At 57.5% G+C, this 19,694-nt stretch carries 21 protein-coding genes; 11 read left to right on the forward strand and 10 right to left on the reverse strand.

Annotated features, from left to right (window positions below):
• Positions 1-14 precede the first annotated feature (14 nt).
• From I1969_RS05830 to I1969_RS11035, 6 genes are read left to right on the forward strand one after another with little or no spacing between them, the layout of a single operon-like run.
• On the forward strand, positions 15-782 hold the full coding sequence (locus I1969_RS05830) for an ABC transporter ATP-binding protein (protein ID WP_033121505.1): 768 nt from the start codon (positions 15-17) through the stop codon (positions 780-782).
• Positions 772-2,844 (forward strand): ABC transporter permease, encoded by a 2,073-nt coding sequence (locus I1969_RS05835; protein ID WP_195233786.1) that lies wholly within the window; start codon positions 772-774, stop codon positions 2,842-2,844. The genes I1969_RS05830 and I1969_RS05835 overlap by 11 nt, the downstream gene beginning before the upstream one ends.
• Before the next feature lie 19 nt (positions 2,845-2,863).
• On the forward strand, positions 2,864-3,247 hold the full coding sequence (locus I1969_RS11025) for a response regulator transcription factor (protein ID WP_229028284.1): 384 nt from the start codon (positions 2,864-2,866) through the stop codon (positions 3,245-3,247).
• A gap of 57 nt (positions 3,248-3,304) precedes the next feature.
• On the forward strand, positions 3,305-3,541 hold the full coding sequence (locus I1969_RS11315) for a helix-turn-helix domain-containing protein (protein ID WP_271730933.1): 237 nt from the start codon (positions 3,305-3,307) through the stop codon (positions 3,539-3,541).
• On the forward strand, positions 3,538-4,200 hold the full coding sequence (locus tag I1969_RS11030) for a sensor histidine kinase (protein ID WP_229028285.1): 663 nt from the start codon (positions 3,538-3,540) through the stop codon (positions 4,198-4,200). Before I1969_RS11315 ends, I1969_RS11030 begins: the two co-directional genes overlap by 4 nt.
• Positions 4,145-4,564: an ATP-binding protein gene (locus tag I1969_RS11035; protein WP_267471221.1), complete on the forward strand. Its 420-nt coding sequence runs from the start codon at positions 4,145-4,147 to the stop codon at positions 4,562-4,564. The genes I1969_RS11030 and I1969_RS11035 overlap by 56 nt, the downstream gene beginning before the upstream one ends.
• Before the next feature lie 49 nt (positions 4,565-4,613).
• Here the strand turns inward: I1969_RS11035 and I1969_RS05850 are convergent, their stop codons facing one another.
• Complete coding sequence (locus tag I1969_RS05850; protein WP_033121501.1) at positions 4,614-4,862, reverse strand: DUF6061 family protein; 249 nt, start codon at positions 4,860-4,862, stop codon at positions 4,614-4,616.
• Between the two features lie 204 nt (positions 4,863-5,066).
• Between I1969_RS05850 and I1969_RS05855 the strand changes: the two genes are divergently transcribed.
• On the forward strand, positions 5,067-6,413 hold the full coding sequence (locus I1969_RS05855; protein WP_195233788.1) for an MATE family efflux transporter: 1,347 nt from the start codon (positions 5,067-5,069) through the stop codon (positions 6,411-6,413).
• A gap of 54 nt (positions 6,414-6,467) precedes the next feature.
• On the forward strand, positions 6,468-7,313 hold the full coding sequence (locus I1969_RS05860; RefSeq protein WP_271748029.1) for a MerR family transcriptional regulator: 846 nt from the start codon (positions 6,468-6,470) through the stop codon (positions 7,311-7,313).
• A gap of 170 nt (positions 7,314-7,483) precedes the next feature.
• Here I1969_RS05860 and ligA read toward each other — a convergent pair whose 3' ends face one another.
• From ligA to I1969_RS05895, 7 genes are all read right to left on the reverse strand, one after another.
• Positions 7,484-9,712 (reverse strand): NAD-dependent DNA ligase LigA, encoded by a 2,229-nt coding sequence (gene ligA, locus I1969_RS05865; protein ID WP_195233789.1) that lies wholly within the window; start codon positions 9,710-9,712, stop codon positions 7,484-7,486.
• Positions 9,713-10,161: 449 nt separating this feature from the next.
• The gene (locus I1969_RS05870) at positions 10,162-11,622 is read right to left on the reverse strand and encodes a S1C family serine protease (RefSeq protein ID WP_195233791.1); all 1,461 of its coding nucleotides are present in this window, start codon (positions 11,620-11,622) and stop codon (positions 10,162-10,164) included.
• Positions 11,623-11,830: 208 nt separating this feature from the next.
• Positions 11,831-12,493, reverse strand: coding sequence for a response regulator transcription factor (locus I1969_RS05875; protein WP_195233793.1), 663 nt, complete (start codon positions 12,491-12,493; stop codon positions 11,831-11,833).
• 50 nt (positions 12,494-12,543) lie between these two features.
• Positions 12,544-13,881: a glutamine synthetase family protein gene (locus tag I1969_RS05880; protein ID WP_195233795.1), complete on the reverse strand. Its 1,338-nt coding sequence runs from the start codon at positions 13,879-13,881 to the stop codon at positions 12,544-12,546.
• A 133-nt stretch (positions 13,882-14,014) separates the two neighbouring features.
• A complete protein-coding gene (locus I1969_RS05885; RefSeq protein ID WP_195233803.1) occupies positions 14,015-14,386 on the reverse strand; it encodes a HepT-like ribonuclease domain-containing protein in 372 nt (123 codons plus the stop codon).
• The gene (locus I1969_RS05890; protein WP_195233805.1) at positions 14,373-14,867 is read right to left on the reverse strand and encodes a type II toxin-antitoxin system RelB/DinJ family antitoxin; all 495 of its coding nucleotides are present in this window, start codon (positions 14,865-14,867) and stop codon (positions 14,373-14,375) included. The genes I1969_RS05885 and I1969_RS05890 overlap by 14 nt, the downstream gene beginning before the upstream one ends.
• Positions 14,868-14,909: 42 nt before the next feature.
• On the reverse strand, positions 14,910-15,932 hold the full coding sequence (locus I1969_RS05895) for a LacI family DNA-binding transcriptional regulator (protein ID WP_195233806.1): 1,023 nt from the start codon (positions 15,930-15,932) through the stop codon (positions 14,910-14,912).
• A 235-nt stretch (positions 15,933-16,167) separates the two neighbouring features.
• On the opposite strand from I1969_RS05895, the gene I1969_RS05900 reads away from it, so the two are divergent.
• The 3 genes from I1969_RS05900 (at position 16,168) to I1969_RS11040 (ending at position 18,096) form a co-directional block, all read left to right on the forward strand.
• Entirely contained in the window at positions 16,168-17,202 is a 1,035-nt protein-coding gene (locus I1969_RS05900; protein WP_195233808.1) for a sugar kinase, read from the forward strand.
• A 253-nt stretch (positions 17,203-17,455) separates the two neighbouring features.
• Positions 17,456-17,938 carry a bifunctional 4-hydroxy-2-oxoglutarate aldolase/2-dehydro-3-deoxy-phosphogluconate aldolase gene (gene eda, locus I1969_RS05905; RefSeq protein ID WP_229028287.1) on the forward strand — a complete coding sequence of 161 codons (483 nt, stop codon included), beginning with the start codon at positions 17,456-17,458 and terminating at the stop codon, positions 17,936-17,938.
• The gene (locus I1969_RS11040; protein WP_229028288.1) at positions 17,935-18,096 is read left to right on the forward strand and encodes a beta/alpha barrel domain-containing protein; all 162 of its coding nucleotides are present in this window, start codon (positions 17,935-17,937) and stop codon (positions 18,094-18,096) included. Before eda ends, I1969_RS11040 begins: the two co-directional genes overlap by 4 nt.
• A gap of 391 nt (positions 18,097-18,487) precedes the next feature.
• On the opposite strand, the gene I1969_RS05910 is transcribed toward I1969_RS11040, so the two are convergent.
• A complete protein-coding gene (locus I1969_RS05910) occupies positions 18,488-19,180 on the reverse strand; it encodes a GntR family transcriptional regulator (protein ID WP_195233810.1) in 693 nt (230 codons plus the stop codon).
• A 289-nt stretch (positions 19,181-19,469) separates the two neighbouring features.
• Positions 19,470-19,694: helix-turn-helix domain-containing protein (locus I1969_RS05915; protein WP_195233812.1), on the reverse strand; the 225-nt coding region annotated here is incomplete at its 5' end.

The raw sequence follows: 19,694 nt of genomic DNA on the forward strand, positions 1-19,694 counted from the left end.
TAGGAGGTATTCACATGAAACCCATTTTGAATATTGAAAATTTAACAAAAATCTATGGCAATGTGCCAAGTCAAACAAAGGCACTGAATGGGATCACCTTCCAGGTGATGCCGGGAGAGTTTCTCGGCATTATGGGAAGCAGCGGTTCCGGTAAATCCACACTGCTCAATTGTATTGCGACTGTGATTCAACCCACAGGTGGAAGCATTCAGGTGGAAGGCGATACTCTGCAATCCCTCAAGGGAAAGGCTCTTGCAGAGTACCGTGGCAAAAAAGTTGGTTATCTATTCCAGAACTTTGAATTGCTGGACAACCTGACTGGCAGGGAAAACATCCTGCTCCCGACTTCCTTGCATGGGGTATCCGAAGCAGAAAGCAGCCAGCGGCTGAAGCAGTTGGCTGACTATCTGGAAATCACTGATGTTCTGGATAAGTTTCCGTCCAAGATGTCCGGCGGCCAGCGTCAGCGTGTTGCGGCAGCAAGGGCTCTGATCTTACATCCCCAAATGATCCTTGCCGATGAACCGACGGGTGCGCTGGATTCTAAGAACGCAAGAAGTCTTATGGAGAAGCTGTCCGGCCTGAATCGTGACGAACAAGCTACGATCCTGATGGTAACCCATGATTCCAATGCCGCCAGCTTTTGCAAGCGCATTCTGTTCATCCAGGACGGCGTGATCTTTCATGAGCTTCGGCGTGGAGACGAAAGCCAGCAGGAGTTCTACGGGCGCATCCTGAAGGTGATGGCGCAACTGGGAGGGGGCAGCGCAAATGTTCTCTAATCTCATTCTTCGGAACAGCCACCGCAGCCGAAAGGAAAACGGTCTGTTTTTCAGCTCCCTGGTGATTTCTATTGTTGCCTTTTACATGATTCTTTCCATCTCCACTCAAGATGTGATGCTCTTTTTGCAGAAAATGGAGAGTGACGCAGTTGACAAACTCCTGCTTCTGATTCCTGCGTTTTATGGGATGACCCTCGGTATTCTGTTCTTTTTGATCTATTTTGCCTGCAAGTATCAGTTCGAGCGCAGACGGCATGAGTTTGGTGTTTATCTAATGTTGGGGATGCGTAGAAGTAAACTGTTTGGTATGCTTCTGGCGGAAGATTTCCTGACCAGTATTCTTGCCATGCTCATAGGCTTACCTGTGGCTGTGGTGCTTTCAGAAATTGTCAGTCTTGTCACCGCCAAGCTGGTAGGCATGGGGATCATCGGTCATCAGTTTTCTTTATCCTGGTCTGCAATTGAATGGACGCTGGCAGGATTTCTGGCAATTAAGCTGACGGCACTTCTGATTTTGAGTGGACGAATCAGCCGCCAGGAGATCGGTACTTTGCTATCCCAGCCAACGAACCGCCCCAAAAAGCAAATGCCATCTGTTATCTATGGACTGGCTGCTATATGCGGAAGTGTGATGTTGGCAGTGGCTTACTACATGGCGATTCAGGGAATTGCATGGACAAAGGTAAGTATGATGGGACTGACTTTGCTGTTGGGCATAGTTGGTACGATGCTGCTTTTCTATGGGATGCGTGCGCTGATTGCTTTGATTGTTAAGAAAGGAAAAGGAAATAAGCAGCTTCATGTATTTACCTTCCGGCAGATTCAGGAGAATGTTATTCATCAGTCAACCTCCATGGCCATCAGCTCCCTGCTGATTCTGGCGGCGCTGTGTTGTTTTGGTGCGGGCGTAGGAATTGCAGGAACGAATAGCCTGTCTTCTGGCCATGTAATCGACTATACTTTTGAAGATCATACTGCAGAAGATTCATCGCAGGTTCTTCCGAATATAAAGGCAGCCCTGAAAGAAAACGGTTTGGAAAATCAATTTTCAGAGCTTTTTGAAATGAGGGTTGGGCGTATTCGCACCACAGAAGATTATGATAATGCCTACAGCATGGACGCTGTTATGGACTCTCTTCGGAGCCTGCCCCAGTCGGAAGACCGGGATGTCCTTCTGAACAATCTTGGTTATGCCACATACCCATATTTGATTTGTTTATCGGACTATAATCGTTTGTTGGAATTGTCCGGCAAACCGGCTCTCCAATTAGGCGAAAAGGAGGCCGCTGTCTATATTGATACAAAGTTTACTACGGTAAGTCGTACCGCAATGCTGAACCAAGTATTGGCCGGACAGCCCAAGGTGGAACTGGATGGTAGTCCGATTCATCTTACAGGAGAGGTTCAGTCTGTGAATTTGGTCACGGACCGTTCTATAACCTTGTCCTTTGCATTGATTCTTCCGGATGAAGCATTCCTATATTATAGCCAGGGAATGTATGATACCTATGTCAATGCGGTGCTCAGTGAGCAGGCTCTGGATGGAAATAGCCTTATGACTGCATATTTGGATTTGAACGAGAAGCTGGACGAAACTGGCATTGAATATGAAAGCTATCTTCAGAATATAGGTCGTCAGCTTTTCTACACCATAGCATCCAGTTATATTACCCTCTATCTTGCGATTGTTTTCCTGGTAGTTGCCAACACCATCGTGGGTGTTCAGTTCCTGATGAGTCAGCAGAAAACCGGGCGCAGATACCAGACCCTGATCCGCCTGGGAGCTACTTACGAAACCCTTTGCCAGTCTGCTGGAAAGCAAATTACCTGGTTTATGGGACTTCCTGTATTGGTTGCGGCTGTCAGCAGTCTGTTTGGAGTCAGGGCGTTATTTACAGGGATACTCTCGTCCCGAACCCGTGGGACAGTGTCTGAAATGCTGCTTGTATCTGCTGCTATGATTTTACTACTTTGCGTGATAGAATATATTTATATGAGAGTGGTCAAGCGCTCCAGTGATCGGTATTTGCTGACACTGATGCAGCCGCAGAGAGAAGAATAATTTGGAAGGAGGTGCTGTCATGAAAAGAATTGCTGTTGTGGAAGATGAAGTCTATATGCGGGAAGAACTCTGCGATATGCTCCAAAAGGACGGCTATCTTGTGGAGGCAATTACCGAGTTTGAAGATGCCGCTCGGCTCTTGGCAGCCCTCCGCCCTGACCTTGTGATCTTAGACCTGAACTTGCCGGAGATCAGTGGCTTTCAAATCTGCCAGGAGCTAAAGAATAAAACTGCTATCCCCGTCCTGGTGCTGACTTCCAGAGATCAGGTAAAGGATGAACTGCAAGCGTTCCAGTTGGGTGCCGATGAATATTTGACGAAGCCGTGCAGAAAAGATCGACTTCTTGCCAGGGTATCCAATATTCTCAAAAGGTATGAAGGCCGTACCAATCTCATAGAGTGACCAGATTTCCTGTTAGACCAGCAGACCTACACGCTTTATATTCATAATACCTCTGTGGTGCTTCCAAAAAATCAGGGAAAACTGTTGGTCGCTCTTTTGTCCGGCGGCGATGCTCTGGTCACGACGGAGCAGCTTTGCATGGCACTATGGGGAACCACGGAATACATAGATGAAAATGCCTTGCAGGTTAACCTAACCCGGCTGAAAAAAACGATGTCCGCCCTTGAAATGAAGCAGCGAATCGTTGCAGTTCGAGGAATGGGCTACCGTTTGGAAGCGGAGGTGTCTCTATGAAGCAGCTTTGGCACATGATAGAACGGTACTACCCCTGGCTTCTGTTGCTGCTGGGCGTGGATTGCTTTTGCGCTGTCATTCTTTGGATTTCTGACATTCAGGTATTTCAAACCTTGATCGGGTTAGTAGTTCTGACGAGCATCCTTTTGTTTTCAGCGATTCTGTTTGTACTAAACAAGAGGGAGAACACCCACATGGAACTGTTCCGAGATTTCCTCAGTGATCCTACCATCTGCAATGAAGAACGGCTGCTCAGTGCCATTAGTCAGAAAGAAGGAGAATCTGTCCGATTTTTGGCTTCGGTTTTACGGGAATACAAAAACGAGAGTAACAATATGGCGGATGCCCTACGGGACTATGAAGAATACGTGGAGGGCTGGGCACATGAAGCGAAAACGCCCCTATCGTTGCTGACCATGCTCTTGGATAACCGGAACGATGAAATCTCTCCTTCCCTGCAAGCAAAGCTGGATTATGTCCGCAGTCAGCTTCAGGAGGATGTCACGCAGATGCTGTACTATGCCCGGTTGAAGAGCAGTACAAAGGATTACCGATTTGAGGATGTCAATTTGAATGACTGCTTGGGTGAAGTTCTGGAGGACTATGCCCCACTTCTTGAAGAGAAGCAGTTTTGTCATTCTCAACAAACTGCAATCTGAAACAGTCTATACAGACCGTAGAGGACTTCAGTTTATGTTGGGACAAATCGTTAGCAATGCCATCAAATATAGCAGCGATAGTCCCATGCTTACAATTTCCGTGATACATTCGGAGACTGCAGATATCCTTTCTGTTGAAGATAACGGCATTGGCGTAAAAAAATATAATCTGCCGTACATTTTTCAAAAGGGCTTTACCGGGGATTCTACTGACAGCAGAAAGAAGGCTACCGGTATGGGACTTTACCTGGTTAAGAAGATGGCCGACGATCTAAATCTTCATCTGGAAGCAGCTTCCCAGTGGGGAAAGAGCTTCAAGATTGTCATCTTCTTTCCTAAATTGAGATCCAACGGAGGGAAATAATATAAACAGAAAAACGCCCGCAGGATTTTCTCCTGCGGGCAGCGTGTTGTCAGCTATCCCAAGGCTTGTATTCTGTTACAGTTTTCAAATAGGTTTCGGGATCGCCGTTCAAGATAAGGTCTGCATACTCCAAAGGAGCGTTGTAGATCAAATAATCCAGCTCTGACCGCTGATACATATTGTCAGCAATCTCGTTCTCAACGACGATAGTGTCAATCGCAATCATACTGCCGTCGCTGAATTTCACTTCCACACAGCAATTATCCATATTGTAGGCACAAGATATTAAGGTTTTCATGGTATGTCCTCCATAATTCGTAATATAAAGCGAAAATCCCGTCTGACTTTCTGTTAGAAATCAGACGGGATTTGTCCGTATGCACCCCGGAAACCGTCAGCTAACAGTTGATAAGTAAATTAGTTCCTTATCACTGTTAAGCCAATCGTTGTAGGGTTTTCACTACACTGGTAGCTAAACGAACCCAGCCAGAAAGCCCCGCTCATGGAACACGACCTCACACGTGGCAATGTCCTCAAGACCATCGCGGTCTTTGCCCTGCCTTATATGCTCTCGTACTTTTTGCAGATGCTCTACGGCATGGCCGACCTGTACATGATGGGGCAGTTTAGCGGCGCCGCCGGCATCACCGCCGTGGCAAATGGCGCTCAGACGCTCTATATGATTACCGTGGCGCTCGTAGGACTGGCCATGGGAACCACGGTGGTCGTCGGCCACGCCGTGGGCTCACGCCGCTTCGACCGCGCCGAGACCGCCATCGGCAACACCATCACTCTCTTTATGGGTGTCTCGGTGGTGCTGGCCGCTGTCCTGCTCGCACTGTGCCCGCAGATCGTGGCGCTCATTGGCACGCCGGCCGAGGCGGTCGAAGGAACCGCCGCCTACCTGCGCATCTGCTTTGTCGGCATTCCGTTTATCGCCGCATACAACATCCTCTCGGCCATTTTTCGCGGCCTGGGCGATTCGCGCTCGCCTATGTACGTGATCGGCGTGGCATGCATCATCAACATCGCGCTCGATTTTCTGTTTATCGGCCACATGGGGCTCGGCCCCGTGGGCGCGGCGCTCGGCACGGTAACCGCTCAGACGGCCAGCGTTGCCCTCGCGCTTGTGTGGCTCAAGAGCCGCCGCACGAACATCCACGTTAAGCGCAGCGACCTGCGCCCCCAGCCCGAGGTGCTCGGCAGCATTCTTAAGATCGGCGTGCCCGTGGCCGTGCAGGACGGCTGCATCCAGGTAGCGTTTATGTTTATCACCGTCATCGCCAACCACCGAGGGCTCGTCGACGCCGCCGCCGTGGGCCTGGTCGAGAAGATGATCAGCTTTTTGTTCATTGTGCCGAGTTCCATGGGCGCCACCGTCAGCGCGCTCACGGCGCAGAATGCCGGCGCGGGCAAGGGCGACCGCGCGCGTCAGGTGCTCAAAGACGCCATGACCATCTCGGTGGTGTACGGCTGCCTGATCACGGTGCTGATGTGGCTGGTAGCGCCGGCGTTTATCGGCTTTTTTGCCAAGGACGCCGCAGTGGTCGCGGCCGGCACTGGCTACATGCGCAGCTACATTTTCGACGCGATCTTTGCCGGCATCCACATTTGCTTTAGTGGCTTTTTCGCTGCATACGGCAAGAGCTACATCGGCTTTGCGCACAACGTACTAGCCGTGGCGCTCATTCGCGTGCCGGGCGCGTGGCTGCTGTCGAACGCCTATTCCGACACGCTGTTTCCCATGGGCATCGCCTCGCCGTGCGGATCGATTTTGTCGGCGGTCATCTGTGTTGTCGCGTTTACCGTGCTCAACCGGCGCGGGGCTTTTGACAAGTTGGTGGCGTAGCGGGGCGACGCGAGTCTGGCGCCCCTCCCCGACCCTATTGAAAGGAGCGGTCCTGTGACCGACACGCCAAGTGAACATACTGAGGGCCTGCTCCGCATTGGCGAGGTGGCGCGCCTGTTTAACCTGAGCGTTGGGACGCTACGTCATTACGAGCAGATGGGCTTGCTGGACCCGGCGTACATCGATCCGGCAAGCGGGTACCGCTACTACGGATCGCGGCAGCTCTCCACCCTCAATACCATCAGCCACCTGCGTGTTCTCGACTTGCCGTTGGCGCAAATCCGTGAGTTTGTGACCACGCGCGACGTGGACCTTATGCAGCGGCAGCTGGCTCAGCAACAGGAGCTCATCGAGCGCAAGCGCCGCGAGCTGGAGCGCGTGTCGCGCAAGATCGATAACCGGCTTGCGCTGCTGCACGATGCCTTGAACACCGAGCTCGATAGCATTTGCACAATCGATGCGCCCGAGCTTCGCTGCGCCGTGTTGCGCGAACGCGTCAACCCTACCGACGCCTATGCGCTGGAGTGGCAGATTCGTCAATTGCAGAAGGGCCAGCACGAGACCTTTGTCTTCCTGGGCAACTTGGGCGTTGGGATTAGCGCCGAACGCCTGGCCGCCGGCGACTTTGATGGCTACGACGAGGTCTTTCTACTGCTCGATGACACCGATGAATACCTGGGCGATGTCGAGGTGCGACCCGCCGCGCGCTGCCTGACCATTAGCTTTCGCGGCACGCACGGGCAAGCGGGTCCGCGCTACGAGCAGCTGCTCGGCTATATGCGCGAGCACGGCCTGACACCCGCCGGCCCCTCGCGTGAGATTGCCCTTATCGACGACATCATCAGCGACGACCCGGCGACCTACGTGACGCAGATCACGGTACCCGTATCGCTAGGCTAGACCGAGCCTCGTCTCTAACTCGGTCAACGCCTCAAAAGCATCACGAGACGCATCTGCCGAGCGCTCACGTTCCGCAATGCGAATTCGCGCCATCAGGTGCTCTTTTGCCTGCCCTTGGGCGTGCCTCGTGCGCCCTTCCGCCTGCGAGCAATTGCGATTCTCTATATCCATTACGCCACCGGCACCTCGCCGGTAGCCAGAATCTGCTCGAGTGCGTCCTCGTCCAGCACGGGCACGCCCAGCTGCTCGGCCTTGGTGAGTTTGGAGCCCGCTTTGGAACCGGCGACCAGGTAGCTCGTCTTCTTTGACACACTGCCCGAAACCTTGGCGCCGAGTACCTTGAGCGCTGCACCTGCCTCGTCGCGGGTGCGGTTGACGAGCGTGCCGGTGAGCACGAAGGTCAGACCCGCGAGCGGCTGTGCGTCGGCGAGCTCGCCCGCCACGCCAGCGTCGGCTGCGGCTTGCGCATGCGCGGCGCCCAGGTCGACCTCGAGCGAAAGGCCCGCTTGGCGCAGACGTTCCAGCACGGCAAGGTTTTCGGGCACGGCCAGGAACTGCTTGACGCTCGCCGCAATCTTGGGACCGATGCCCTCGCACTCGGCGATGTCCTCTTCGCTCGCCAAGATAAGCTTGTCGATCGACAGGAATCGCTCGGCGATGACCTCACCCACACTCTTGCCCACATGGCGGATGCCCAGGGCAAACAGCACGCGACCGAGCGGCTGGCTCTTGGACTTGTTGAGCTCGGCGATGATTTTCTCGGCCGTCTTGAGGCCTACCGGAATGGGGTCGCCCTTCTTGACGCCCTTTTTGCTGTTGGAGCTGGCATAGGTGCGGCCCGTGTCCAGGCCGGCGATGTCGTCGACCGTGAGCTGGTAGAAGTCTGCGACATCGTGGATCAGCCCGGCGGCGATCATCTTGTCGACGATCTCGTCGCCTAGGCCGTCGACGTCCATGCAGCCGCGGCTCACCCAGTGAAGCAGTCGCTCCTTGAGCTGCGCGGGGCAGTCGATGGAGACGCAGCGGTAGGCCACCTCGCCATCCTCGTGGACCACGGGGCTGCCGCACACGGGGCAGACCTCGGGCATGTGCCAGTCGACCGAATCGGCCGGACGCTTATCGAGCACCGGGCCTACGACCTCCGGGATCACGTCGCCCGCCTTGTGCACGATGATGGTATCGCCCTCGCGCACGTTTTTGCGACGGATCTCGTCGATGTTATGCAGCGTGGCGCGCGCGATGGTGGAGCCGGCAACCGTCACCGGGTCGAACTCGGCGACCGGCGTGAGCACACCGGTGCGGCCCACCTGGATGCGAATCTCGCGCAGGACGGTCTGCTTTTCCTCGGGCGGGAACTTAAAGGCAATGGCCCAGCGTGGCGCGCGGGCGGTAAAGCCCAGGTCGAGCTGCTGCTGGAAGCTGTCCACCTTTACGACCACGCCGTCGATGTCGTAGTTCAGGTCACCGCGATGTTCGAGCGCCTGGGCGCAGAACTCGTGGACCTCGGCCGGCGTGGCGCAACGTGCCACGTTGGGGTTGACGCTAAAGCCGGCGCTACGCAGCCAATCGAGGAACTCGCGCTGGCTGTGGACGTGCAGCGGATCGGTATCGGCGATGGCGTAGATAAAGGTGGCCAAATCGCGACGCGCCGTGACCTTGGGGTCCTTTTGGCGCAGGCTGCCGGCAGCGGCGTTGCGCGGGTTGGCGAAGGGGTCGCGACCCTCGGCATCGGCCTCGTCGTTCAGGCGAACAAAGCTGCCCTTAGGCATATAGACCTCGCCGCGCACCTCAATGGTGCGCTCGCGGTCGGCACCCATGTGGACAAGCGCCGGCTCGGACAGGTGCATGGGAACATCCTTGATGGTGCGCACGTTGAGCGACACGTCCTCGCCCGTGGTGCCATCGCCGCGCGTGGCAGCGCGCACAAAGGTGCCGTTTTGGTAGGTAAGCGCCACGCCCAGACCGTCGATCTTAAGCTCGCAGGTATAGGTGACGCTACCGGCACCGAGCGCATCCTCGGTGCGCTGGAGCCACGCGTCGAGCTCGTCCAGATCCATGGCATCGTCCATGGAATACATGCGTGCCATGTGCGTGACCGGCGTAAACTGCTCGCTCACGTACCCGCCCACGCGCTGGGTATAGCTGTCGGGCGTCACCAGGTCGGGGTAGGTGGCCTCAATTTCCTGCAGCTCAACGAGCATCTTGTCAAAGGCGGCGTCCGTGATCTCGGGCGCATCGAGCATGTAGTAGCGATAGGCGTGGTAATCGAGCTCGTGGCGCAGCTCGGCCGCACGCGCTGCCGCCTGGGCACGGGCATCGGCCGGTACGGCGGTATCCGTGCTCGCGGGCGTTTCGGTATCGATGTCCACGCCGTCACCAAACAGGCTCGATTGCTCCATAGCGGCACTCCTTCGCTCGATTTCAAACGGATACAAGAGTACCACCGGTCGCAACGGCGCCGAACAGCCCTTTCGAACCGCACCGAATCGGCAGCGGCCGGACCGGGGTGGACAGTTAGTTCAGATACGTATAAATCCTAGAGCTGAATCAGGCACGAACACCCCTGTTTCAACTAATTTTGGCTCCTCGAGACCATGTAAACGTCCCACTCTCCCTTCCAAACACCAATTCGAGCCCCATCCCAATCAATAATTGCTCAAAACGCATCCCAAGCTGTCCCAGATTTATACGTATCTGAACTAACTGTCCAGACCATACCGAAACAAGCCTCTTGCCAGCCACAAGTGATCCGTTTTCCTCCGTCCCCAAGGGATCATCGCGAAAAGAGGGGGCTGTCCCGCGTTGGCGGGACAGCCCCCTCTGGCATCGGTATGTGCGATACGGCTCGTTAGTAACCCTGGCCGTAGCCCTGACCCTGGCCCTGCTGGCCCAGCAGCTCCTCCAGGTACTGGCGCAGCTGCTCGTCGGTAATACCGCCGTTGCCGGTGTCGGTCGAACTGTCGTCCTGCTGCTGGTTCTGCAGCTCCTCATCGGAGCCCAGCTCGACGGTGACCTTCTTCTCTTCCTTGCCGCGCATGAGCGTGATCTCGACCTTCTCGCCCACCTCGTGGCTGCGCAGCGCGATGATCAGGCCATCGGCGCTCGTGATCTCGTCGTCGCCCAACTTGGTGATGACGTCGCCCTCCTGAATGCCGGCCTTGGCGGCAGGACCGTCCTCAACGACGCTCGCCACATACGCGCCGCTATCGGTGCTCAGCTTGTTGGTGCGGGCGTTGAGCGCGTTGACGCTCGAAAGCGTAGCGCCCATGTACGGATGCACCGGCGTCTTGCCGCCGATGATCTGGTCGGCAATGTTCTTGGCGTAGTTAACGGGAATAGCAAAGCCCACGCCCGAGCTGGAGCCCGAGTAGCTCTCGATGAGCGAGTTGATGCCCACCAGCTCACCGTTGTCGTTGACGAGCGCGCCGCCGGAGTTGCCCGGGTTGATGGCGGCATCGGTCTGAATCATGTTGGCATAGATGGTGTTACCGCTGGTAGAGCTCATGGCCGTGGAACGATAGAGCGCCGACACGATACCCGTGGAGACAGACTGCTCGTTGCCGAAGGGCGAGCCAATCGCCATGACCCACTCGCCCACGTTGAGCTTGGAGGAATCACCAATCTCGATCGGCGTGAGCTTGGAGGCATCGGCATCCTTGAGCTTGATGACGGCCAGGTCGCTCGAGGCGTCGTTGCCAACGAACTCGGCCTCATATGTAGTGCCGTCGTCCATGGTAACCACGTACTGGTCATAGCCATCGACCACGTGGTTGTTGGTGAGGACGTGGCCCTCGGTATCGAGCACCACGCCCGAACCGACGCTGCCCGAGTTGTCCGACTCGTCGGCAGACTGCGAAAGCGAGCCATTCTGGCTACCGCTCGAAGTGGCGGTGATGGAAACCACGGAGGGCAATGCCTTGGCAGAAACGGCCTCGGCCAGCGTGGTGTCCTCGGAATCAATCGTAATCTTTTGCGTCGATGAACCCGAAGCACCCGCCGTCACGGCATTCTTGCCGCCACCGATATCGAGCGTGCCGCTCATAATGAGCGCAATGACCAGCAGGGCGCCGCAGGCACAGCCGGCGAGTGCCGTAATAAAGATCGGCAACTTTTTGGTCTTGGTTTTGACCACTGTGTGCTTGTTTACAACCTGCTGGCTGCCCAGCGGCTTTCCGGTCTGCGTGTCGTAAGCCTGCACGTAGGGAATGTTGCTACCGGCAGGCGTCGACTCCACCTGCACGCGCGGCTGCTGCTGGGTCTCGCCGGCGTTGCCCGCATCCTGGGGACGCTGGGAATCGTACTCGCTCATAGCTGCGATCCTTTCGTCAAATAACCAAAGGCCCGCCAAACATGTGGCGGGCCATCATTGTTCACGTTGAGTTGTACCCCAATATGCGGGCGAACGTGTATGAGAACGCAATCTTTTAGGAAGGCTTAAGTTCTGCTGCAAACTCGAAAGGGATCCACGCATGCGGCAAAACCACCACGAAGGTGCCTGTCCCCTTTGTGGTGGAAATCTAGTCCTTAAACAGATAACCCACGCCACGGACGGTGGTGATGTGCGCCGCGATCTGCGGGCCCACCTTGGAGCGGATGCGTCGAATGTGCACGTCGACGGTGCGCGTGCCGCCGCAGTACTCAAAGCCCCACACGCGGTGCAGCAGCACCTCGCGGCTGTAGGCACGGTTGGGATGCGTCGCCAAAAAGCTCAGCAGCGAGTACTCCATCAGCGTCAGGTCGATGGGCTCGTTATCGAGCGTCACCTGGTAGGTAGCCAGGTTAATCTCGAGGTTGTCGATGTTGAGCACATCGTCGGCGGCGACGGTCTCCTCCTCGCCCATCAGGCGCTGCGCACGAGCCTTAAGCTCGTTGGATGTCGCCGTGGGGCATACAAAGTCGGCATGCGCGTGATTGGGCAGGCGCAAGGTACCGAGCGCCTCGTCGTCGACGATCACCAACATGGGGACACCGCCGCGATCGTCAAGCCACTTGGCAATCTGATCGATGCGGTCGCTGCGGATGCCGTCGGAGTCGAGGATCAGCAGGTCAAAGTCGTGCGCCGCAGTCGGCGAATCGGGGGTTGCCAGGCTCACCTCGACACCCAGGGTGGTCGTCAAGCTGCGGGCAAACTCGTGGAAGCGCGTCGTGCGCGCCATGAACAGGGCACTCTTTTCGGACATATCGGCCTCCAAAGAAATGAGCTCAATCGTACTGGAACAAGCCAGCGCGATTAGGAGTTCGCCAGATAATGCTTAATCTCCCACTCGGTGATCGTGGACTCAAACTTATGCCACTCGTCGCGCTTCTTTTTAAGGAAGAAACTGTGGATGTGCTCGCCGAGGGCATCCTTCATAAACTGCGAGTCCTCAAACACGTCGAGCGCCTCTTTGAGCGAGCGCGGCAGCGGCGTGTAGCCGGCCTCGAGCATCTGACGGTCGGTGAGCTTGAGCGTCTCGGCCGTGGCCTCGGGCGGGAGCTCCAGCTTGCGCTCGATGCCATCGAGACCAGCCGCCAGCGTGACGGCGTTGACCAGGTACGGATTGGCCATGGGGTCGGGGCTACGAAGCTCGATGCGCGTGGACAGCTGCTTGCCGGGCTTGTAGACCGGAATGCGGACCATACTCGCGCGGTTACGCAGGCCCCACGTGGCGTACTGCGGCACGGAGTCGCCGCCCGTGGTGATGCGCTTGTACGAGTTGACCGTGGGGTTGGTGATGGCGCTGATTTCGCGTGCGTGCGCCAAGATGCCGGCCATATAGTGCTTGGCGATATCGGAGAGATGGTACTTCTCGTCGTCCTCGCCCCAAAAGACGTTGTTGCCGTCGTGGTTGAACAGCGACTGATGCAAAAACATGGCGCTGCCGTCCTCGCCCGCCAACGGCTTGGGCATAAAGGAGGCGTGGCAACCGCTCTCGTAGGCCTGCTGCTTAATGATGAGTTTGGCCGTGGTGATGGCGTCGGACATGCTCAGGGCCTCGGCGTGGCGCAGGCTCATGCCGTGCTGCGAGCGACCGGCGGCGTGGAAGGTGTACTCCACGGGCACGGACATCTTCTCGAGCGTGAGGACCGTGTTGCGACGCAGGTCGCGGGCGGCATCGCTTACCGAAAGATCGAAGTAGCCCACGTTGTCGAGCGGCTCAGGGGTGTGCTCGTCGGGGAAGTAGTAATACTCCAGCTCGGCGCCCACGTTGAGCAGATAGCCAGCCTTCTCGGCCTTGCGGAACATGCGGCGCAGGGCATCGCGCGGGTCGCCGGCAAACGGCTTGCGATCGGGAGTGCACACGTCGCAGAACACACGGGCGACGCCGTTGTGGCTCGGGCGCCACGGCAAAATCTGGAAGGTCGAAGCATCGGGAAACGCCAGCATGTCGGCTTCCTCGGGCGTGGCAAAGCCCTCGATGGCGGAGCCGTCAAAGCCAATACCCTCCTCAAAAGCGACCTCGAGGTCCTCGGGGCTAATGGCAAAGTTCTTGAGGCGGCCGAGAATGTCGACAAACCACAGACGCACAAAGCGGATGTCGCGCTGCTCTACGGAGCGGAGTACGTAATCGATGTTCTGCTGGTTCATGTCGCTCCCCTTTCTTTCGGGCGGGTTTCGACTGGTCTATATCGCAGATACTATCGCAGAAAAATGTTTCCGCAGGGTTAAAGCGTATCAAGCGCTCAAAAAACGTGCGCGAACAGGCAGATATGACAAGTGATTATCGTTCGGATTCGGAGACAATTTGCCTACAGGCTCGTTCCAGCGCAGGGAACTCCATCGTCACTGCATCCCAAACAACCGAGCGGTCGACATTGCCGTAATCATGCGCAAGATAATTTCTCATGCCGATAATTCCACGCCACTCAATTTCGGGATGAAGCCGCTGCGAGCGTTCCGACAACTTGCCCGCTTCTTCCGTCACCCTAAGCGCGCACATCAAAAGAGAGTCCGCCAACGCCCTCGTCCGCACGTCAGTCGCATGCAGAAACTGGTCCTCGGTGATATCAAAAGCCTTGATGCGCTCGTTCGTTTCGGAGATGGCCTCCAAAACCTCTTGGGCGCGGAGGCCGTCTGACTTACGCGCGATCATAAAGGATCACTCCTTCGCGCTTGATTACCGCGGCAAGATCGTCATCAAGATGATCACTAGAGACGAGATCAACCTGCCTCCCGGTTTCTTTACGCACCGCCTCACCAAATGCCGACAGCGCGAAAAGACCAAAGCCCTGCTCGCGATCGACTTCGAGACGCAAGTCAATATCGCTATCGGCATGAGCCTCGCCACGGGCATACGAACCAAAAAGAATCACGGTTTTGATGGCGGGAATCGAGCTGGCCGCCTCGCGGACGGCGGACTCAATCTGGGCAGTATCCAAAATGCCCGTCGCGGCGCTTTCGCTCGCAGAGCTTTTACCAAGTGAAGGAACAAACGGCAGAGAGCGCTCGCGCAGCATCTGCCTCATAAACATATTGACCGCAACAGACGAAGTCATGCCAAGCTCTTCGCACAGTTCGGCAAATGAGTCTTTAATTGACGAGTCCACTCGCACACTCAGCACAGACGCAGCCATGGATACCTCCTGTATGACATTGTCTATATATTATCACACAGGCTAGCGCGAGGTCGAAGCGCGGTGTTCGATGTGGCCGGGAATCTCGATGCGCTTGGGGGCGAGCTTTGCGGCCTCGCCCACGGTGGTGGTAACAACGTCGATGCGCTCGGAAAGGCGCTCGACTACGCGCTCGGCAATGGTGAGGGTGTCCTGCGCGGCCGTGGTCACGCCACCAAAGAGCACATGGTTCCAGGGGTAGTCGTCAAACGTCGCGATCTTGAGCCCCGCCGGCAGCGAGGGTCCCAGCTGCGCTAGCGCCTCGGTCAGACGCAGGAAAACCAAGCCGTTGACAGCAATGAGGCCGAGCTTTTTACCTGCATAGCCGCGGATGGTCTCGTCCAGGCGGCCGACGCCCGTGGCGCCCCCGTCGGCCAGGGTGACGACCTCGCCGGCAAGGCCGCGGTGCAAAAGCTCGTCGGTAAAGGCCTCGGCGCGCTTGCGACGCACGGGGCTGTCGTCGCTTGCCTCGGTGAGCAGGCACAGGCGCTCGCTGCCAGCGGCGGTCAAGGCGTCTACCAGGCCGGCGACCAGCTCACGGTTGTTAGATGTCACCAGATCGACACCGCCGTCGGCAACGTCGCGGTCGAGCAGCACAACGGGCAGGCGCCCCGCGGCCGCGGCGATCGCCTTGTCGTTGCCTCCGCAGGTGTTGACGACCAGGCCGTCAACGTCAGCATCGATAAGTCTGGCGAGCGACTCGGCCTCCTTAGCGGGGTCGTTGCCGCTAATGGCCGTCATGAGCGAGCAGCCGCGCGCGGCGGCGCTGGCGGAAAGTCCTTCAAGCATGGCGCTCGAGAACGGGTTGGCGATGTCGGCCAGGATCACACCGATGAGGTTGGTACGCGAGCTGCGCAGATTGCGCGCGGCAGCACGTGGGCGATAGCCGGTGCGCTCGATGACCTCGGCGATGCGGGCGCGGGTCTCCTCGGTCATTTGCCCGGGACGGTTGTTGAGATAGCGCGAGACCGTGGCCGGGCTCACACCCGCCTCGGCGGCAATGTCCTTGATTCTCATCTGCGCCATGGCGCACCCCGTTTCCCAATTGTCAGCAGTCTGAGCCATTTTAGGCATTTTTTTAAAAATCTCGCTTGCAAAACGCTGTAGGTGAGTATACTACAACTCGAAACGAAACCGATTTCGTAAACCGATTTCGGCAAGCGTTGGCGCGGAGGTGCAAAGATGTACCCTACCGTCTTGGCACCTCCGCGCCAACGCCATATCAAAGGTGTACGCACGAGCAAGAAGGAGCTGCGCGACCATGGGTAAAACGGTTCTTACCTTCGGCGAAATCATGATGAGGCTCTCGCCCAAAGATCATCTGCGCATTGAGCAGGCAACCGAGTTTGACGTCCGCTACGGTGGCGCCGAGGCCAACACCGCTCTTTCCCTGGCCTACCAAGGCGACAAGGCCGCTTACGTATCCGTTGTCCCGGCCAACCGCCTAGGCGAGTGCGCGCTGCGCTCGCTGAAGGCCTACGGCGTCGACACAACGCGCGTCGTGCGTCAGGGCGACCGTCTTGGCTCCTATGTGTTTGAGGTCGGCGCCTCGCAGCGCGGCAACGGCTGCGTCTACGACCGCAAGTACTCTGCCATCAACATGGCCAAGCGCGACGTCTTTGACTGGGACGAGATCCTCAAGGGCATCGATGTCTTCTATTTCTCCGGCGTGACGCCCGCTGTCTCCGACGAGATGGCCGCTGCGTGCAAGGATGCCCTCACCGCTTGCCGCGCCAAGGGCATCACCACCGTGTGCGACGTCAACTATCGCGGCAAGATGTGGTCGCCCGAGAAGTCGCAGGCCACCATGAAGGAGCTCCTGCCGCTCGTCGACATCTGCATCGCCAACGACGAGGACGCACCCGCCGGCCTCGGCATGACCTGCGTCTCCGGCTCCCTTGCCCACGGCATCGAGGAGCGCGACACCTACGTCGAGATGGCCCGCCAAATCTGCGCCGAGTACGGCTGCAAGAAGGTCGCTTCGGTCGTCCGCAACATCTCCTGCGTCGAGCGCTCCATCTGGATGGGCATGCTCTATGACGCCGAGAGCGGCGAGCACTGGTTCTCCCCTGCTCACGACGTTCACGTGCTCGAGGGCGTTGCCGCCGGCGACGCTTTCAACGCCGGCCTCGTCCATGCCCTCATCAACGACTTTGACCCGCAGGACGCCGTCAACTACGCGATTGCAGCCTCGATCCTCAAGCTCACCATCAAGGGCGATTCCAACTTGGTGACCGCAGGCGAGATCGCAGCCGTGGCATCCGCCGCCGACGGTGGCACCCGCGTCGCGCGCTAGTCCGTCTCCATTCCGCGGGCCGCAGCTTTCCAATCCCATACCCCTGCGGCCCGCTCCCCGATTCCTCCGGTCGGGCAAAACCACCAGTCCCATTCCGGTTTTGCCTGGCATTCCCTACATGACTGGTCGAGCAGCTGGTTTTGGAATTGCTTGAACCCCAAGCAGTGCCTCCGATAACCAATCCAAAATCGGCTCCTGTCCAGCATATTTGGCAATCACGCGCCCATGCGCGCCATACATCGAAAGGAACATTATGTTCGATCAGTTCTACACCACGCTTGAGTCCCTGGGCATCGTGCCGGTCGTCGTGCTCGACAAGGTCGAGGACGCCGCTCCGCTCGCCCACGCCCTTATGGCAGCTGGCATGAAGTCCGCCGAGGTCACCTTCCGCACCGCCTGCGCCGCCGAGTGCATCGCCGCTATGGCCGAGGCCGAGCCCGAGATGTGCGTTGGCGCCGGCACTGTCCTGACCGTCGAGCAGGTTGAGCAGGCCCGCGCAGCCGGTGCCAAGTTCATCGTCTCCCCGGGTTACAACGAGGACGTTGTGAAGCACTGCATCGACATCGACCTGCCTGTCCTTCCCGGCACCGTAACCCCCTCCGAGGTCACCGCAGCCGAGAACCTGGGCCTCAAGGTCACCAAGTTCTTCCCCGCGTCCCAGTATGGCGGCCTGAACACCATCAAGGCCCTCGCCGCTCCGTTTGTCGGTCACCGCTTTATGCCCACCGGTGCGTGAGCACTGCCAACGTCGAGGAGTACCTGAGCTCCTCCGCCATCATCGCCTGCGGTGGCACCTGGATGGTCAAGCCGGCCCTGTTTGCCGACGGCGACTTCTCCAAGGTCGAGCAGATCGCCCGCGAGGCCATGGACGTCGTCAAGAAGGTCCGCGGCTAGGTTTAGCTCTCTATCGTGAAAGGGGGCGTGCCCTAGACCTCGCCCTCTTTCTTTTAAAGCGGCTCGGAAGCGCGCCGTTTCCGTCACGAACAAGAACCAAAACCGTCTTGTATGCTGATAGAACGTGACGGAAGCGACACGCCCCCGAGCCGCTTTGCCTACTCGGCTGGCAACCGCGCCCAGTTGAGCCACATCGACAAAAACCGAGCCATCAAAACAGCTGCGGCGCCGTCTGGAGGAATGGACCCTTGTTTCCGGTCTTTTCCTCCAAGCGGCGCCGCAGCTTTTTTGTGCCCCGGTAGCGTCTCGCACTTGCGGTGAAATACGGACTGTTTACACCATCAGAGCCCCAAACAATCCCTATTTCACCGCAACTAATGAAGGGGACGAGTTAGATGGCCGAGTCTTTGGACAGCTCAAAATAGTCGGGATGCAAGGCGATAACCGGGCCCTGCTCTTCGGGCATCAGGTGCAGGTGCGTCTCTGCCAGATAGCTCGCCGTGTCGGTATCGCCCCCCTTAATGGCCTCGAGAATCCGGCGATGCTGCCGACGAATCGGCTCCCAATCCAAATCCTGCGACACCATACGCAACCAGTTGTATCGCTCAAAATGCGTGTTGATGCTCTTCATCCAATCCCACAACATGTGACGACCGGCAATCTCAAAACACGTCTCATGGAACAGGTTGTCCAGGTCAAAGAAGCGACGCGTTTCGCTATGGTCGAGCGACTCGGACTCGGCAAGAATCTGCTCGAGCCGATGCTTTTGCTCGGGCGTGGCGGCAGAACAGCATTTAATGAGTACGCTTCTCTCGAGTTTCTCGCGCAAGAAACAGGCGTTCTCGGCACGCTCCATGCTGATTTTTGAGACATAGGTACCGCTTTTGGGACGCGTTTCCACCAGCTCCTGCTCGCGCAGACGCACAAAGGACTCGCGAATGGGTGTGCGCCCGATTCCCGTCTCTTTTTCCAGACCAATCGCCGAAAGGCGCGTGCCGGGCTTGAGCTCGGCATAGATGATCTTGGACCGCAATGCGTTGTACGCCTGGTCTTGCAGGCTCTGATAATGCTGGTGTTGTTCCATAAAGCCCTCGGATGAAGCCTCGGTTAATCGAATACCACCATGCAATACTATCGCATCCCCCGCCCCCTCATAAGTTGCGGTGGAATAGTTCCTGTTCAAAGCCTTCAGCAGCAAAAACAGGAACTATTCCACCGCAACTTCCAACAGTCTTTTTGGGACGGAGCTCTTTTAGCTACCCTGAGCCGCAGGTCGGCCCCTTGCCACAAAAGGGGGCCATCTACTACGTTAACGCGGAGAGCCCAGACCATGCTGAAAAGTGCGAAAACAAAACCGACGCTCCTATAAGTTGTCAATAGGCAGTTTGCGGGAGCGCTCCCTTCAATTCGCACAGGAGCTCGTAATACCTCCTCTCCAGTTTCGTCGACCGCCGTCTCCCATGTTCCAGGTGACCGAGTGAGGCCGCGGACATGCCGAGCCCCGCGGCGGCCTGCTTCTGGGTCACCCGCATCGCCTTGCGCATCTTCGCGAGCTCGGGGCCTTCCGGCGCGGCGCCGTCGGGGTTCGGGTCCATGAG

It is taken from the genome of Collinsella aerofaciens (genome assembly GCF_015548375.1).
GTDB lineage: Bacteria > Actinomycetota > Coriobacteriia > Coriobacteriales > Coriobacteriaceae > Collinsella > Collinsella aerofaciens_AB.